We start from the raw sequence: 16749 nt of genomic DNA, 5'->3' as shown, positions 1-16749 counted from the left end.
CCCATCTATTGTTGCAACCATTACTTCGCGAATGGCCTTATACCCTTATAATTCATAAATCATAACTCATAAATCATAAAGTCTGTTTCACTTCTATTTCTTCGAATGTCTCGATCATATCGCCTACCTTCATGTCGTTGCAGTTCACCAGACTGATACCACACTCGAAGTTTGTACCTACTTCCTTCACATCGTCCTTGAAGCGCTTCAACGCGTTGATGTTTCCGGTAAAGATGACGATACCATCGCGGATCAAACGAGCCTTGTCGCTTCGTTTCACCTTTCCGGTCTTCACCATTGCACCGGCTACCAAACCCACCTTCGTAATGTTAAATACTTCGCGGATTTCGATAGTTGCCGTGATTTGTTCCTTCAGTTCCGGAGCCAACATACCTTCCATAGCAGCCTTCACCTCTTCGATTGCATCGTAGATGACAGAGTACTTACGGATGTCGACACCTTCCTGTTCAGCCATCTTAGCGGCAGCACCCGAAGGACGTACCTGGAATCCGACGATAATCGCATCCGAAGCGGCAGCCAGAGAAACATCCGACTCGGAAATTGCTCCCACACCCTTATGGATGACATTTACCTGAATTTGTTCCGTAGACAACTTGATTAACGAGTCGCTCAATGCCTCAACAGAACCGTCCACGTCACCCTTAACGATGATGTTCAATTCCTGGAAGTTACCCAAAGCAATACGACGGCCCAACTCATCCAACGTAAGGATCTTCTGCGTACGCAAGCCCTGTTCACGAGCCAACTGTTCACGTTTGTTGGTGATTTCACGAGCTTCCTGATCGCTTTCAACAACATGGAATGTATCACCTGCAGCAGGTGCACCGTTCAATCCCAATACCAAAGCCGGTTCGGAAGGTCCTGCTTCTTTGATGCGTTGGTTACGTTCGTTGAACATAGCCTTCACACGTCCGTAGCTGGTTCCTGCCAGTACGATGTCTCCCACTTTCAGAGTACCGTTAGATACCAATACAGTAGCTACATATCCACGTCCCTTATCCAGTGAAGATTCGATGATGGAACCCGTAGCATTACGGTCCGGATTTGCTTTCAGGTCGAGCATTTCTGCTTCGAGCAATACTTTTTCCAGCAAGTCTTCCACACCCATACCTTTCTTGGCAGAGATATCTTGTGACTGATACTTACCACCCCATTCTTCAACAAGGTAATTCATTGCAGCCAGTTCTTCTTTAATCTTATCCGGATTCGCAGTCGGTTTATCCACCTTATTGATTGCAAATACAATAGGTACACCGGCAGCCATCGCGTGATTGATTGCTTCCTTTGTCTGCGGCATCACGTTATCATCGGCAGCCACAATAATGATAGCAATATCCGTTACTTTCGCACCACGTGCACGCATAGCGGTAAACGCTTCGTGCCCCGGAGTATCGAGGAACGTAATACGGCGACCGTCTTCCAGTTGCACGTTATATGCACCGATATGCTGTGTAATACCTCCGGCTTCACCGGCAATTACGTTCGCCTTACGGATATAGTCGAGCAAAGAGGTCTTACCGTGGTCAACGTGTCCCATCACTGTAACAATCGGAGCGCGCGGTTGCAAATCTTCCGGAGCATCTTCTTCTTCAACGATAGCTTGTGCCACTTCCGCACTTACATATTCTGTCTTGAATCCGAACTCTTCTGCCACCAGATTGATTGTTTCCGCATCCAGACGCTGGTTGATGGAAACCATGATACCAATACTCATACAAGTAGCGATAACCTGATTGACAGATACATCCATCATCGTTGCCAGTTCGTTAGCCGTAACAAACTCGGTCAACTTCAATACCTTGCTGTCTGCCATTTCCTGATCTTCCAGTTCCTGCATACGGTTGGAAGCCATTTCACGTTTTTCTTTACGGTATTTGGACGTCTTGTTCTTACCTTTGGTTGTCAGACGTGCAAGAGTTTCTTTTACCTGTTTTGCTACGTCTTCCTCGCTCACTTCCTGTTTGATAACCGGCTTCTTGAAGCGATCCTTATTATTGTTGTTATTTCTTCTGTTATTATTTCCTTGTCCGCCCTGACCGTTGTTATTGCCATTACCATTGCCGCCTTTACCTTGTATATTAGGTCTCGGCGCAGCAAAGTTGGAAGTCGCAACGTTATTAACGTCTACCTTTTCTTTATTGATACGGTTGCGTTTTTTCTTAGCAGCATCTGCGCTTTCTTTCGGACCGTTCTTCACCACTTTAGAATCATCCTTACGGATTTCTTTGATGATGGCTTCCTTCATCAGTTTCTTCTGATCCTGACGGATTTTCTCTTTCTCTTCACGTTCGCGACGCTTCTCCTCCTTCGATTTTTTCTTCGGACGAGTAGACTGGTTCAATGCAGCCAAGTCGATCTGACCGATCACATTGATCTTCGCGCCTAATTCCGGTTGACGGATTTTGAAAACACCATCATCCTCCGGAGCTTTTTCTGCTACCGGGGTTACTTCAGCCTGTGCAGTTTCCACCTTTTTTTCTTCTTTATGTTCTTCCGCCTTCACAGGTGCAGTTTCTACTACCTTCGGCTCTTCTTTTTTCACTTCTTCTACTACTTTTTCAACTTCTACCGGCTTCGTCTCCACTACAGGTTCCGGCACTACTACGGGCTCAACTACCACTGGAGTAGGCTCTACTACAGAAACAGGAGGTATCACCACCTCTTCTTTCTTCACCTCGGGTTCTCTTTTCTCGGGCTCCTTTTTTACTTCGGGTTTAACGACAGGCCGTTCTACAACAGGTTCTTCTTGTTTCTGTTCCGGTTCCTTCTCCACCTTTTCAGGTTTACGACCATTCAGTTTATCCAAATCAATTTTTCCGACAGGTTTAAACTTCGGACGTGCATCCTCAGGTACGACTGTCTTAATCACATCTTCCGACTTCTGTTTCTCCGGCTGCTTTTCGAAGCCTTCAATCGAAACAGACGCCTTATTACGTTCCTTATTCTGACGTTCCTGTATGAAACGCTCCGATTCAAGTCTAAGGTTCTTATCTGTACTAAACTCTTTTACGAGTATAGCGTATTGCTCCTCGCTAATTTTGGTATTAGGATTAGCCTCTACGGTATGCCCTTTCTTTTGCAGGAACTCAACTACCGTCGCGATTCCTACGTTCAAATCTCTTGTAACTTTGTTTAACCTTATCGTCATATTTTAAAATTAATGAATAAATGGAGCTTGTTTAAATGAAGAATTAAGAATGAAGAATTAAAAGTTACGATGTAGTATAACAGAGATAACTTTCATTTTTCAATTTTAAATTCTCAATTTTCTACTGAATTTTCACCTTCTTCTTCAAACTCCGATTTCAAAATGCGTATTACCTCGTCCACTGTCTCTTCTTCCAAGTCCGTCTTTTCAATCAACATCTCACGAGGAGCATTCAACACAGCCTTCGCTGTATCAATGCCGATAGCCTTGATGGCGTCGATCACCCATCCGTCGATTTCGTCTCTGAATTCGTCGAGATAGATATCTTCATCCGCTACATTCTCATCCAACTCACGGAACACGTCGATAGTGTACTCAGTTAACATACTGGCTAGTTTGATGTTCAAACCGCCTTTACCGATAGCCAGCGAAACTTCTTCCGGTTTGAGGAAAACCTCCGCTTTCTTCTCTTCCTCATTCAAACGGATAGAAGAAATCTTAGCCGGGCTTAAAGCGCGCTGTATAAACAATGAGATGTTCGATGTGTAATTGATTACATCGATGTTCTCATTGCGAAGTTCACGAACAATGCCATGAATACGACTTCCCTTTACACCTACACAGGCTCCTACAGGGTCGATTCTGTCATCGTAAGATTCTACCGCGATCTTGGCACGTTCGCCAGGGATACGGGCAATCTTCTTGATGGTAATCAAACCATCATTAATTTCGGGTACTTCCATCTCGAACAAACGTTGCAGGAAAACGGGAGAAGTACGTGACAAGATAATCTTAGGATTATTATTCTTGTTATCCACGCGGGCAACTACTGCACGGGCCGTTTCACCTTTGCGATAGAAATCGCTCGGGATTTGTTCGGTCTTAGGCAACAGCAACTCGTTTCCTTCATCATCTAAGAGCAACATTTCTTTCTTCCAGATCTGATACACTTCTGCATTGATGATCGTACCTACCTTATCTATATATTTATTATAAATACTGTCTTTCTCAAGTTCCAGAATCTTGGAAGCCAATGTCTGGCGGAGATTCAGGATAGCACGACGTCCGAATTTGGCAAAGATCACTTCATCAGTCACCTCTTCACCTTCTTCGTAGGAAGCATCAATTTTCTGTGCTTCGCTCAACGAAATCTGCATATTCGGGTTAGTCAAATCTTCATCGGCCACAACTTCACGGTTACGCCAGATCTCGAAGTCACCCTTATCCGGGTTCACGATCACGTCGTAATTCTCATCGGTGCCAAACATTTTCGCGATTACGCTACGGAACGACTCTTCGAGTACGCTAACCATCGTCGTTCTATCGATATTCTTCAGTTCCTTAAATTCCGAAAATGTATCAATCAAGCTGATTGTTTCTTCTTTTTTGGCCATAACTATTTAAAGCTAATTAAGTATTTAGTATATTTTATTTGCTCATAAGTAAAGGTTTCGTCCTCTTCTTGCAGTTTCGGACGTTTTGCTCCTTCTAGTTTTACTTTCTTTTGTACGGCTACCGTAAACTTCTCTTCATCGGCATCTTTCAGTATGCCGGCCAGTTTGCGTCCGTCTTTAGTCAATACCTCCACTTCTTGTCCGATGTGGATATAATACTGTTGCAGTACTTTAAAGGGCTGTCCGATACCGGCCGACCCTACTTCCAGTTCATAATCTTCCTCTTCACGGTTCAGTTTTGACTCTATGTAGCGGCTAAGCTCCACACAATCTTCGATCCAAACACCTTCTGCATGGTCAATTTCGACCACAATTTTGTCATCCGGGCTCACAGTTACTTCTACTAAAAAGTAGTCTTTTCCTTCCAGCCACTCATCTACAATCTGACAAACAGTTTTCTTTTCTATCATTTATTAACTATATAAGAACAAAAAAAGGAGCTTAATTGCCCCTCCACCTTTCATCCGTTTCCGGTTGCAAAGATATAAATAATCTATTCGACTACAAAAGATTAAAGAAAAAAAGTATGAATTAACAGTGCTATATTCGTATCTTTACGCCACAATTCAAAAAATAACGACTATGGCACATCGTCTCAACACAAATAAACAGTTTATGGTAGGTAACGGAATTCTTGCTTTTGCCGTCATTTTTGTCGTGGTTATTTTCGTATACATGAGTATGCGGCTACAACGGGAAAAGCAGGAAGAACGTCATTTCATCGAAAGCTACACAATCAGTCTGGTAAAAGGTTTTGCCGGAGATTCTATCTCTTTGTTTGTCAACGACAGTCTTATCTCCAATAAAACCATATCGGAAGAGCCTTACACGGTAGAAGTAGGACGTTTTGCAGAACAAAGCGCTTTATTGATCGTAGATAATAACACAGAATTAGTCTCTACATTTGATCTTAGCGAAAAAGGAGGGGCTTATCAGTTTGAAAAAGAATCGGACGGAATTAAACAATTAGCCAAATAATAAAGGCATATCCCCCTATTACGTATCATAACGAACCATTATCAGGAATGTATAAGATTTAGAAAACAGCCAGAAATAGGAGCTTACAAGGCTTTACCCAAGATAGAATAAACTAAGTTCGTGACAATGCGAGAATATTATCTTGGCTGTAAAGCATTTTATATTTCCGTACGGTACTTTCTCAATTCTCCCCGCAAGGCCAATGCTTTTCCTTCTGTAAATTGATTGAGCAACACCCAGAATCGTTCGCTATGATTCATCTCGCGGGTATGGCATAATTCGTGCAACAACACGTAGTCTATCAAATGAGAAGGCAGCAAAACCAGGTAATAGGATAAATTAATAGCTTTTCGAGCCGAACAACTCCCCCATCTGCCCTGACTGGAGTTTATTTTCACACTCGAATAGGGCAATCCGCATTGCTTGGACAAAAAGGCCAAACGTGAAGGCAGAATACTTTTGGCATTTCGTCTCAATGATTCTTCAATAACCTTATGCAACCAGCTTTGCAGTTTCTCATCTGTAAAATCGGCATGAGGCGGACAAACGATCTCCATTACACCCAACCGGGAATTAGCCAGAAACTGATCTTTCTCGCCCGACACCAAAGATAGTTTAAAATGCTCCGCATCAATCTTATAATTCAAATCAATCAACGGACGAGCGATTTTTTGCCGGGAGGCCAGAAGTTTTCCACGCAAATTCTCGATGGCCTGTTTCACTTCTTTCAGGGTAGTACCGGGAGGAACTGAAACATAAACAGCATCACTCTTGGTACGAAACACAAGACTTCTCGCACGTGAATTGACGCGTATCACCAGACGCCCTAACTCATCATCTTCTATAATCTTATCCATTATAATCCTCCTATCAACAGCCACAAAAGTAATAAAAAAGAAGATGCTAACGAAAAACTTTATGGAAGATGCAACTTTAGATCAAGTTCTTACGTCTAACCATTATATCAATCATAGAAAAGCGTAATTATGAAAACAAGTTTATTGCTCGTATTAGTCACGGGAATGTTTCTAGTACTTACTGCCGGCTCTTGCTTGCGGGGAAAACACATCGTAGGTAGTAAGAATTACATCTCCAAAGAAGTGAAAGCCGACCACTTCAATGAAATCAAACTAGTGGGAAGTGCCAACATCAGTTATTGGCAAGACACATGCAGCCATGTCGAAATTCATGGTTCCGACAACATCATACCACTTATAGAAACGTATGTGGAGGGTAGTACATTCATTATAAAATTCAAGAAGAATGTCACTATCTGGAAAGGAAAACTGGAAATAAAAGTTTTTGCTCCGGAACTGAATAAGCTGTCGGTCAACGGTTCAGGAAATATAAGATTAATCAATGGGATACAAACCTCTAAAGATATTGAGTTCCACATCAACGGTTCGGGCAACATTCAGGGAGAAGGATTCAATTGCCAAAAAATGGCCGTTTCAATTAATGGTTCGGGAGATGTAAGACTACAACAAATAGAGAGCCAAGAATGTCAGGCAAGTATTTCCGGTTCGGGCAATATCAATCTGAACGGCAAAGCCATTCAAGCGAGCTATTCTATTGCCGGATCAGGAAATATTCAAGCTGCCGATTTGCAAGCAGAAAACACAGACGCAAGCATTAGCGGCTCCGGCAACATCAGCTGCTATGCCAGTCAGAAGCTGGTTGCCCGCGTCAAAGGAAGCGGTGATATTGCCTATAAAGGAGATCCTCAAGAAGTGGATGCGCCACGAAAAAACATACGGCAGATCAAATAAAGACAGCTTAAATAAAGACAGTTTAAAAGCATAAAAGGGCTACTGCATCACGCGGTAGCCCATTTATTTAGTTAGTTTCATTATAAAAATTTGAGAGAATTGAAAACTTCACAGTTTCGCCTTCGTTGTTGTTTTAATTAAGCACACTAACTATATTATATGTTTAAAGCAAATGAAAATGTCTATTCGTTTATAACTTGCACCTTATGGTTGATCTTCGCCAGGCTATCAGCCAGAACCTGTTCCGCTTTCACATCATTTGAGATAGCGACCGACGGTGCAGTTACTTGTTTACCAATGGTATCCGTAGCCAATACACTTCCATCATCTCCGGAGAAAGAATGTTGTGCCACATTCCCCAAAGAAAGGATGATTGCAATTACGGCAGCGGCCTTGAACAGAGGAATAAAACGACCGGTCAGTGTCAAACGTTTCGCTTTTACTACCGTAGGCTCCACCTCTGCCAGAATACGTGCATCAAAGTCTTCGCCCAGTCCTACTTCCTGCTGAACCTGCTGATAAACAAACAGATTCTTATAGCGAAGCAAATGAGCCGGAACTTCTTCCTTTGCGAAGAAGTCGCGCAATGTTGCTTCCTCCTCAACGGAAGTTTCGCATTGCCAATATCGCTCGAGGAGCTGTTCTATATCCTTATAATCCATATTCGTCAATTTCTAAATACCTTTGTTTTACTTTTTGCCTGGCTCTGAAGAGATTCACTTTGACTTGTTCCTCTGTCAGATTCAGCAAGGTTGCAATTTTTTTATAGCTTTCACCTTCAATGTCCCTCAGTTGCATGATAAGCCGCTGTTTTTCGGGAAGTTCGTTTACCAGTCTATTAATGATGTTCATTCTTTCATCATGAATTATCTGGTCATACGGACTGTTTGCATCAGGTTCTTCCTCCATTTCGGGGGTGAGTTCCACGTTTTGAGCTTCTTTCTTTTGACTCCGGTCTATCGCCAGGTTCTTTGCCACTGTCAGGCAATAGGCTTCGACCGATTCAAATTGAGACCACTCATCACGCTTGTTCCACACTCTTATCATGGTGTCCTGAACGACATCCTCGGCTTCGGCCCTATCCAGGGTGATTCTGAGAGCCAATCGAAAGAGTTTATCCTTCAACGGCAAAATATCGTTTCGGAAGCTGATTTCTTGCATCTCTATAATAATGACGGGCTAGGATATGAAAAGTTACAGTCGCCCACTACTTTTTTTTGAATTATTTTTTTATTCTCGTTCCTCCAGAGTCGTTAATCGCTGACGCTAAGGTGATTACCACTTCAGAAACTCCTGCATTTATTGCTTCAAAAGAATTTTCCAACTTAGGAATCATACCTCCTTGAATAACGCCATCGGCTACATATTGTTCAAATTCGGCACGGGTGATTTGAGGAATCACACTGTCGTCATCATTCTCGTCACGCAACACACCTTTCTTCTCGAAACAATACACCAATGTCACATCAAACAGAGCCGACAACGCTTTCGCTGTTTCCCCGGCAATGGTATCTGCATTCGTATTCAACATATTGCCGTGACCGTCGTGCGTCAATGGAGCCATCACGGGAACAACGCCTTTATGTATCAAATCCGACAATAAAGTAGCATCCACCTGTTCCACATCTCCCACAAACCCGTAGTCTACTTCTTTCACCGGACGTTTCACCGAACGGATTACATTCATATCCGCTCCGGTCAATCCGAGTGCATTGACTCCGCGTGCTTGCAGACCTGCCACAATATTTTTATTCACCAATCCGCCGTACACCATCGTTACGACTTTCAACGTTTCGGCATCGGTAATCCGACGACCATTTACCATTTTGCTTTCAATACCCAGTTGCGCGGCAATCTTTGTTGCCGAACGACCGCCACCATGAACCAACACTTTATGTCCGTCAATAGCGGCAAAGTCATTTAACAACTGACGAAGGGTGGCTTCCTCTTCTACGATTTTGCCACCCACCTTAATAACTGTTAGTTTTTCTCTCATTTCTTGATTTCTAATAAGTTCACCGAATGGAGAATCCGGCTCCGGCACCCTGCCGGTTATTCCAGATAAGTATATCCGTAAAGCCCCGAACGATAGTTGGAAAGGAATTCTTTTCCTTCTTCCAAGGAGATTTTTCCTTCTTTCACTGATTTCGTCACCCAAGTTTCGAGCGTACGTACCAGCTTCTTCGGATTGTACTGCACATAGTCCAACACCTCCGCTACCGTTTCTCCGTCGATAATCTGTTCGATATTATATCCTTTCTCGTTCACCGAAACATGCACGGCGTTCGTATCACCGAACAAATTATGCATATCTCCTAAAATCTCCTGATAAGCACCCACCAGGAATACAGCCACATAATAAGGTTCTGTTTTCTTCAGTGCATGTACAGGCAGATAATGAGCCACGTTACGGGTAGAGATAAAGTTGGCAATTTTGCCGTCCGAATCACAGGTTATATCTTGCAAGGTAGCCGAACGCTCCGGTTTTTCATCCAATCGCTGAATAGGCATGATCGGGAATATCTGGTCAATTGCCCAAGAGTCAGGAAGTGACTGAAACAGCGAGAAGTTACAGAAATATTTATCGGCAAGCAGTTTGGACAATCCACGGAATTCATCGGGCGCATGCTTCAAACCGGCGGCAATCTGATTAATCTCACGTGTAATAGACCAATACAGACGCTCGATTTGTGCGCGGGTTTTCAGATCCACGATTCCATGACTGAACAAGTCCAATGCTTCCTCCCTGATCTGCTGCGCATCGTGCCATGCTTCCAACATCTTGTTCTGATTCAGCGAATCCCAGATTCCATATAACTCCTGCACCAATTCGTGTGCATCCGGAGCAATTTCCTCCTCGTCATCCCATTCGGGTAAAGTAGCGGTTTCAAGAACTTCAAAAATGAGAACAGAATGGTGTGCCGTCAATGCACGCCCACTTTCCGTTATGATATTCGGATGCGGGATGCCATTTTTATCGCTCACGTCTACCAGCGTAGAGATAGAGTCGTTTACATATTCCTGAATGGAATAGTTTACACTACCTTCACTATTGGACGAACGGGTTCCGTCATAATCCACTCCCAGTCCACCGCCAATATCAACAAACTCCACATTGAACCCCATTGAATGGAGCTGCACGTAGAATTGTGAAGCCTCACGCAAAGCCGTTTTGATACGACGGATCTTCGTCACCTGACTACCGATATGGAAATGAATCAGCTTCAGACAATCTTTCAAGCCTTTGCTCTCCAGAAAATCGAGCGCTTCGAGAAGTTCACTGGAAGTCAAGCCAAACTTGCTGGCATCTCCTCCCGACTCTTCCCACTTTCCGCTTCCGGAAGAAGCGAGTTTGATACGTATACCAATGTTAGGCTGCACATTCAGCTGCTTTGCCATTTTTGCTATCAGCTTCAGTTCGTTCATCTTCTCCACAACGAGATAGATACGTTTACCCATCTTTTGAGCAAGCAGAGCCAGTTCAATATAACTTTCGTCTTTATATCCGTTGCAAACAATCAATGAGTCAGAGTCCGTATTGACCGCAATCACCGCATGGAGTTCCGGTTTAGAACCGGCTTCCAGTCCGAGATTGAACTTCTTTCCGTGGCTGATAATTTCTTCCACCACAGGGCGCATTTGGTTGACCTTAATCGGATAAATAATAAAGTTCTGGGCTTTATAACCATACTCCTCGGCTGCCTGTTTAAAGCAGGATGACATCTTTTCAATACGGTTGTCCAAAATATCCGGGAAACGCACCAGCATGGGAGATGCCACATCACGCAATTGTAACTCATCGACCAGTTCTTTCAAATCAACGGATACTCCATCTTTACGAGGTGTAACAACGACATGACCTTTGTCATTAATACCAAAGTACGAGGTACCCCAACCTGTGATGTTGTAGAGTTCCTCAGAATCTTCAATACGCCACTTTCTCATTTTCTGTTATTCAGTGTTTTTAGTAAATAATTGGACGGCAAAAATACGGATTAATCTACATGTTGGCAATTAATTGGACATTAATTGTTTCAAACGGTCCATATAACCACTATTTCCGTTGCGGACATCATAGCGAAGTGCCAGCTCTTCTGCTTGCTGATAGAAATAATTGCGAAGCTCGCTGACCTGATAAATTCCGTCCGGACGGTAAAGAGGGAATTCCTCCGGCAACGATAAGGAGACTTCCGGACGGGTCTCATACTTCAAGGCCTCTACCATATCGCAAGAGAAGCGATATCTCTTCAACGTATTCGTACGCAAACTCCAACCGATGCACCGCTCGGCATACTCCCAGCCTCTTTCCGGCTTCGTCATTATATTATAAGCAATAAACAATCCCAAGTAAAGCAAAAGATATTCATCCTTTTCTCTTCCCTGCAATGCTTCTTCGGCACGTGCACACATATCAGCGGCAACCTCCGGTTTGCCAGCTTTCTGTGCATAATAGGAGAGCTTCAAGTAAGCCCGCAAATTGGCTTCATAACAGGTGACCTGCTTATTAATCAATGGCTGCGCCCGGCTGTAAGCCTCATCAAACTGCCCTGTTTCCAAATAATAATCCAGCATAAAATTCAGTTCGCAAGCCTCACACGACTGACCGTCTATCTTTTCATTCAGCATCTTGTCAATGTATTCTTTTGCCTTGTCATACTGGCGCATCCAAACACATTCCACAGACCAGCGGTGATAATAACTCCGCAAAGAATATCCATTCCGGAGAATACGGGTTTTATAATCCTCACCGATCGCTTTCACCTGTTCCATCGGAATTTCCGGCAGATCGAACGTACAAGCCCAGATCCATTTATATTTCCACAACAAGTCATCTTCTTTGATTACATCCTTGTGATTCTCGTAATCATCCAGGATTTTAGAGAACACGGTAATCTCTTCCGCATCTGCCGAAAGAAGATTCAGTTCATAGATAAGATCCAGTCTCAACTCCGTAGCCCATTCCACATCTTCGTTCTCATCAGCGATGCGGATAGCTTCTTTCAATAGATTGGCTTTTTCACGGGGATGCAGGCTGTCATTCTGTGTCTGCAACAGCAGTTTTTGTATTTCAAGTGTGTATCTCATACTCTTTTTTTAATTCAGGAAATTTATAAAATCATTCATTTTCGAAGTCATCAGTTCGCTAAGCGAACGGTTGAAAAGCTCCATTTCTTCACTGTTCACCGGATATTTACCTTGCAAAAGCGACTGTACATACAATATATGCACCACATGCTGAAACAGTTTATTGTCTCCCTGTATTTGCAATAAAGTCTGCACCATTTCGTTATCCGCATTGAAAGTGAGTGTCGGTGGAATCTGCTTGGCAGTATTCACAGCCCCCAATACAGCCGCCAACGGATTATTGGCACTTTTAGCTACATTCTCCTTTTCCTCTGCCACAAAGATTACCGGAATATCCACCGGAGTAAAATGTTTCAGACGGCAGACACAGCCAAACCGCTTCAACAGCTCGTTCGCTTTCATTTCAAAAGCCTGAAACTCTTTATTCGCCTCCACTTCGCCAAACTGTTCCAGCAACCGTGAAGGAGATATTTCATCCAACGTAAGTTCCGGATTCAGACGGACATACTTTTTCAACAAAGTTTCATCAAAGGTGTAAGCAGCATTCACCACCAACCATCCTTGTGCTCCGGCTATACGGCGCACCTGACGGAAATCTTCCAGATTCTTGGTATAGCATATCACATTGCTTGCCGAGCGAATACTTCCAAAACCACGCAGCCCCTTATTTGTTTCAAAAGGAAGGTAATCCATAAACAAACGGAGCAGTTCATTATCTTCCGAAGCAATCGCCTTGATATGGAAGTGATGAACATCCAAGATCCGGTTGAACATAGCTCGGTCATTCTGCACCAATCCCCGCAGATAATCCTTGATAGCTATCCCGATCTCTTTCCGTGCATCCTTCAGCTGGTCATTGCTCACCAAAGACTCGCGGGAAGCAGTAGACAGCAATCCGTCCGCATTCACCAGACAACGGATAAAGAAAGCCCACGGCGGCAGCAGATTACAATCGTCCTCACTCAACAGCATACGTTTGAGATATACCTTATGAGAATTGCGTACTGAAAATTGTGTTCGGAAAGGCAAAACATAAAGCACCCCTTCTACCTTACCACTTTCAGTATAAATCCGGAAAGCATCAAGAGCAGACGACTGGAATACTTTTGCCCCATAATCCAGCAACTCCTTACGAGTCGCCTTCGGATCAAGCCATACAGGCGAAGGCGTATTTACCAACTCCTCTTCCCCCTGATAATGCAGATAGATAGGATATGGCAACACTTCCCCATAACTGACCAGTATCTTCTTAAACGTTTCATATTCAAAAAGATGCATCCAGTCTCCTTTCGGATGCAACACCACCTGCGACCCGATAGGCCGTTCTTCGTCCGATAAAGTCAGCTGATACGTCCCATCTACTTTGCCACACCAGCAAACAGGTTGTCCGCCCATTGCCGAACGACTCTCCACGGTGATTTCATTAGTCACCACAAAACAAGATAACAATCCGATACCGAACCTTCCGATAAAATCGTCCGCATCGGGAGTATCCCGTTTTGAACTCTCTCCGATAACCGTCAGAAAACGATAAACTTCCTCCTCTTTCAGTCCGATTCCATTATCCCTGAACACCACCGTTTTGTCCTCATTCAGAAAGACATCGATACGTCCTTTATAATTCTCGTCGATATTGCGTAGTGCCGTGATGGCATCTACGCAATTCTGCAACAGTTCGCGAACAAAAGTATTCGGGTTACTATAAATGTGCTCTGATAACAGGGCAATCATACCTTTAAGATTGACCTGAAACAGATTATTCCCTTCTTTTTCCATGTTCCTCTTTTACTTTCTCCTCCTTCCGGTAATTTTAAGAGCTTTCTCATTGCCATTCTCTGCGGCCTTTTCGAACCATTCCATTGCAATTTCATCGTTTTCTTCCACGCCTTTGCCCGTCAGATAGGCATTTCCAAGTTCAAATTGCGCTTTGTCGCTATTTTTTTCAGCAGCTTTCAGCAGCCATTGCACCGCAGCTTCCGGATCAGGAGTACAACCTTCGCCATACATCATCATCTTACCGAGATAATAAGTCGCAGCAATATTTTCATTCCCTGCCGCATCCGTAAACCAGCGGTAAGCTTCGGCATAGTTCTGTTTCACACCTACTCCGTTGTAATAGCAAAGTCCGGTACGATACATACTCATCGTATTTCCATTATCCGCAGCCAGCGTATAATATTTAAAAGCTTCCGTTTCATTATCTTCCACTCCGATACCCATTTCATAACAGATACCCAATCCTTCGCTATACCACTCGTATTCGGCAGCTTTCTTGAAATAGGCAAAAGCCTTTTCCGATTCGTTCAGACTGTCATAATCATACAGGTAATACTCACCCATACGCAACATTGCCATTGGAATTTCGTTGGCCACAGCCTTCTCATACCATTCCATAGCCTTTTTATTGTCTTCCAGACAGGGACCGCAACCAAAGAAATAATAATCTCCCATCTTAAACTGGGCATAACCATAGTCCTGTTCAGCAGCTTTCATCATATATTCCACAGCCTTTTGCGGATTTTCTTCCACGCCATTGCCATTTTCATAAGCCAGGCCCAGCTCTGTCAAACAACGGGACTCTTCCTTCTCCGCTCCTTTGCCGAACCATTCGAGTGCCTTATCCCAGTCTTCTGCCGTTCCGATTCCTTCTTTATAGCAGCGTCCCAGAGCAAAAATCGCATCATTATCATCCGCTTCAGCCGCCTTTGTATACCAAGCGAACGCCTCTTCCGGTTTTGCTTCGCCAAGAACACCCTTTTCCATATAAAGACCAGAACGGAACATCGCATAAGGATAACCCTGTCCGGCAGCCCTACTAATCAGTTCAAATGCCTTTTCATAGTTCTTCTCCACTCCATCGCCATTCTCATACAAGAACGCCAGTTCTACAAGAGCAAAGCAGGAATCCAGTTCGGCTGCTTTTTCATAACATTCTCTTGACTTATCGGCATCTTTTACACCGCTATATCCATTAGCCAGATAAAGCGCCATCCGACAATATCCGTCGGCATTGTTCAGCGAAGCTGCCTTTTCATAATACTCAAACGCCTTCACATAATCCGGTTGTTCAGACAAGAAGCCACGCTCATACATCCAGCCTAGACGATAAGCTGCATTTCCCGAACCCAGTTCAATAGCCTTCTCCAACAATTCTTTCGCACGATTCATGTCCTCTTCCACCAATTCACCGTTGAAATAGATATTAGCCAGTCCTTCTATACCTTGTATATAGTTATCTTCCACGCAACGGTTCAGACACACCAGTCCACGTTCCACGTTCTTATATTCATCATTATACAGGTAGATCAGCGCCAGTTCATACGCACTGTAAGATTCACAATAAAGCATCCCCTTTTCCAGCCATTCAATAGCTTTCGGCATATCCAGCCATTCTTCTTCCTGATAATTATATCCCAGGAAGTTAGCGGCAGACCACACCCCTGCATGCCAGGCTTTTTTCCAAAGTTCAAAGCCCAGTTCTTTCGGTTTATTCAGTTCCGGATAACGGAAATAAAGGGTAGCCAGATTTTTAAGACTATAAAGATTGGGAACTATCTCCAGAGACTTTTCGTAGTAAGCAGCTTCCTCTGCCACGCTGCCTTCCGCCCTGTCGAGTGCGTCTCCCAGTGCTGCATATACATGAGCACGCAAACGTTCTCCTGCTGGCAGTTCGGCAAGCAGGTCATGACGCATCTGCGATGCTTTCGCTTTATCGCCTGTAAATTCTTCGACAAAAGCACGATAATGTTTTCCCCATAAAATAGCTTCGGGAGAAGTGAGAGCAGCAAAACGTCGTTCGCCCTCTTCTTTATTTTGTTCACAATAGAATCCCATGTATCGCCAATAGGCAACAGTTGCTTCCGCTTCAGCCCAACCCATATCGGCAGCCTTTTCGTAATACGGAAACAAATAACTCATATCCCGCTTTCCATAACGGGCTTCAGAATATTGCGCACCCTTCTGTGCCCATCCCGCACCGCTAAACACAGCTACCCGGTCGCATACCTGCATTACCTTCTCCCACCAGAATTCATATTCTTCTGCATTGAGATCGACCTCTACGTTACAGTCAAAAGCACTGAATATCAGTTCAAAAAAATCTTCTGTTAATTTCTCGTCTTCTTTTGTGTCCAAAGCATATTCACATACAGCCAATGCTTCCCACCAATTTTCCGCATTTAATAATGAGGCCGGTGTATACTGTGGAAACCATACTCTTGCAGGCTGTCCGGATGCTTTTATTCTAGCGGATAACTCTCCAAATTTCTCTTTTAAAATTTTCATGATATAGACT

At 43.7% G+C, this 16749-nt stretch carries 13 protein-coding genes; 2 read left to right on the top strand and 11 right to left on the bottom strand.

Translation table 11 applies throughout. From position 1 onward, the window contains the following. Positions 1–73 precede the first annotated feature (73 nt). From infB to rimP, 3 genes are all read right to left on the bottom strand, one after another. Positions 74–3169 (bottom strand): translation initiation factor IF-2, encoded by a 3096-nt coding sequence (infB, locus tag DW862_RS07240; protein WP_008642742.1) that lies wholly within the window; start codon positions 3167–3169, stop codon positions 74–76. Positions 3170–3282: 113 nt separating this feature from the next. Further along, positions 3283–4563, bottom strand: a complete 1281-nt coding sequence (gene nusA / locus DW862_RS07235) for a transcription termination factor NusA (protein ID WP_008024083.1) — start codon at positions 4561–4563, stop codon at positions 3283–3285. 2 nt (positions 4564–4565) lie between these two features. Then, complete coding sequence (gene rimP, locus DW862_RS07230) at positions 4566–5033, bottom strand: ribosome assembly cofactor RimP (RefSeq protein WP_008642741.1); 468 nt, start codon at positions 5031–5033, stop codon at positions 4566–4568. Between the two features lie 172 nt (positions 5034–5205). Here rimP and DW862_RS07225 point away from each other — a divergent pair, with 172 nt between their 5' ends. After that, positions 5206–5601, top strand: coding sequence for a hypothetical protein (locus DW862_RS07225; protein ID WP_008024082.1), 396 nt, complete (start codon positions 5206–5208; stop codon positions 5599–5601). Between the two features lie 158 nt (positions 5602–5759). Here DW862_RS07225 and DW862_RS07220 read toward each other — a convergent pair whose 3' ends face one another. Continuing rightward, entirely contained in the window at positions 5760–6458 is a 699-nt protein-coding gene (locus DW862_RS07220; protein WP_120067567.1) for a SprT family zinc-dependent metalloprotease, read from the bottom strand. A gap of 129 nt (positions 6459–6587) precedes the next feature. Between DW862_RS07220 and DW862_RS07215 the strand changes: the two genes are divergently transcribed. Further along, positions 6588–7370, top strand: a complete 783-nt coding sequence (locus DW862_RS07215) for a head GIN domain-containing protein (RefSeq protein WP_008024080.1) — start codon at positions 6588–6590, stop codon at positions 7368–7370. A 182-nt stretch (positions 7371–7552) separates the two neighbouring features. Here the strand turns inward: DW862_RS07215 and DW862_RS07210 are convergent, their stop codons facing one another. The 7 genes from DW862_RS07210 to DW862_RS07180 form a co-directional block, all read right to left on the bottom strand. Then, positions 7553–8032, bottom strand: a complete 480-nt coding sequence (locus DW862_RS07210) for a hypothetical protein (protein ID WP_004315419.1) — start codon at positions 8030–8032, stop codon at positions 7553–7555. Next, the gene (locus DW862_RS07205; protein WP_087320788.1) at positions 8022–8531 is read right to left on the bottom strand and encodes an RNA polymerase sigma factor; all 510 of its coding nucleotides are present in this window, start codon (positions 8529–8531) and stop codon (positions 8022–8024) included. Before DW862_RS07205 ends, DW862_RS07210 begins: the two co-directional genes overlap by 11 nt. A gap of 61 nt (positions 8532–8592) precedes the next feature. After that, on the bottom strand, positions 8593–9366 hold the full coding sequence (argB, locus tag DW862_RS07200) for an acetylglutamate kinase (protein WP_044129844.1): 774 nt from the start codon (positions 9364–9366) through the stop codon (positions 8593–8595). 56 nt (positions 9367–9422) lie between these two features. Continuing rightward, positions 9423–11315 carry a biosynthetic arginine decarboxylase gene (gene speA / locus DW862_RS07195; RefSeq protein WP_008019353.1) on the bottom strand — a complete coding sequence of 631 codons (1893 nt, stop codon included), beginning with the start codon at positions 11313–11315 and terminating at the stop codon, positions 9423–9425. Positions 11316–11384: 69 nt separating this feature from the next. Continuing rightward, positions 11385–12455, bottom strand: coding sequence for a hypothetical protein (locus DW862_RS07190; protein ID WP_120067564.1), 1071 nt, complete (start codon positions 12453–12455; stop codon positions 11385–11387). 9 nt (positions 12456–12464) lie between these two features. After that, entirely contained in the window at positions 12465–14231 is a 1767-nt protein-coding gene (locus tag DW862_RS07185; protein ID WP_120067562.1) for an HSP90 family protein, read from the bottom strand. A gap of 9 nt (positions 14232–14240) precedes the next feature. After that, a complete protein-coding gene (locus DW862_RS07180; RefSeq protein WP_120067560.1) occupies positions 14241–16739 on the bottom strand; it encodes a tetratricopeptide repeat protein in 2499 nt (832 codons plus the stop codon). Positions 16740–16749: the final 10 nt, after the last annotated feature.

It is taken from the genome of Bacteroides sp. AM37-9, from assembly GCF_003603455.1.
Taxonomy (GTDB): domain Bacteria; phylum Bacteroidota; class Bacteroidia; order Bacteroidales; family Bacteroidaceae; genus Bacteroides; species Bacteroides xylanisolvens.
Note: the sequence above shows the minus strand (reverse complement) of the source record. Positions and strands in the feature narration are given on the sequence as shown.

Excerpts from the sequence above, each read along its gene's own strand:
- infB (WP_008642742.1), bottom strand. The coding sequence starts at position 3,169 with ATGACGATAAGGTTAAACAAAGTTACAAGAGATTTGAACGTAGGAATC.
- nusA (WP_008024083.1), bottom strand. The coding sequence starts at position 4,563 with ATGGCCAAAAAAGAAGAAACAATCAGCTTGATTGATACATTTTCGGAA.
- rimP (WP_008642741.1), bottom strand. The coding sequence starts at position 5,033 with ATGATAGAAAAGAAAACTGTTTGTCAGATTGTAGATGAGTGGCTGGAA.
- DW862_RS07225 (WP_008024082.1), top strand. The coding sequence starts at position 5,206 with ATGGCACATCGTCTCAACACAAATAAACAGTTTATGGTAGGTAACGGA.
- DW862_RS07220 (WP_120067567.1), bottom strand. The coding sequence starts at position 6,458 with ATGGATAAGATTATAGAAGATGATGAGTTAGGGCGTCTGGTGATACGC.
- DW862_RS07215 (WP_008024080.1), top strand. The coding sequence starts at position 6,588 with ATGAAAACAAGTTTATTGCTCGTATTAGTCACGGGAATGTTTCTAGTA.
- DW862_RS07210 (WP_004315419.1), bottom strand. The coding sequence starts at position 8,032 with ATGGATTATAAGGATATAGAACAGCTCCTCGAGCGATATTGGCAATGC.
- DW862_RS07205 (WP_087320788.1), bottom strand. The coding sequence starts at position 8,531 with ATGCAAGAAATCAGCTTCCGAAACGATATTTTGCCGTTGAAGGATAAA.
- argB (WP_044129844.1), bottom strand. The coding sequence starts at position 9,366 with ATGAGAGAAAAACTAACAGTTATTAAGGTGGGTGGCAAAATCGTAGAA.
- speA (WP_008019353.1), bottom strand. The coding sequence starts at position 11,315 with ATGAGAAAGTGGCGTATTGAAGATTCTGAGGAACTCTACAACATCACA.
- DW862_RS07190 (WP_120067564.1), bottom strand. The coding sequence starts at position 12,455 with ATGAGATACACACTTGAAATACAAAAACTGCTGTTGCAGACACAGAAT.
- DW862_RS07185 (WP_120067562.1), bottom strand. The coding sequence starts at position 14,231 with ATGGAAAAAGAAGGGAATAATCTGTTTCAGGTCAATCTTAAAGGTATG.
- DW862_RS07180 (WP_120067560.1), bottom strand. The coding sequence starts at position 16,739 with ATGAAAATTTTAAAAGAGAAATTTGGAGAGTTATCCGCTAGAATAAAA.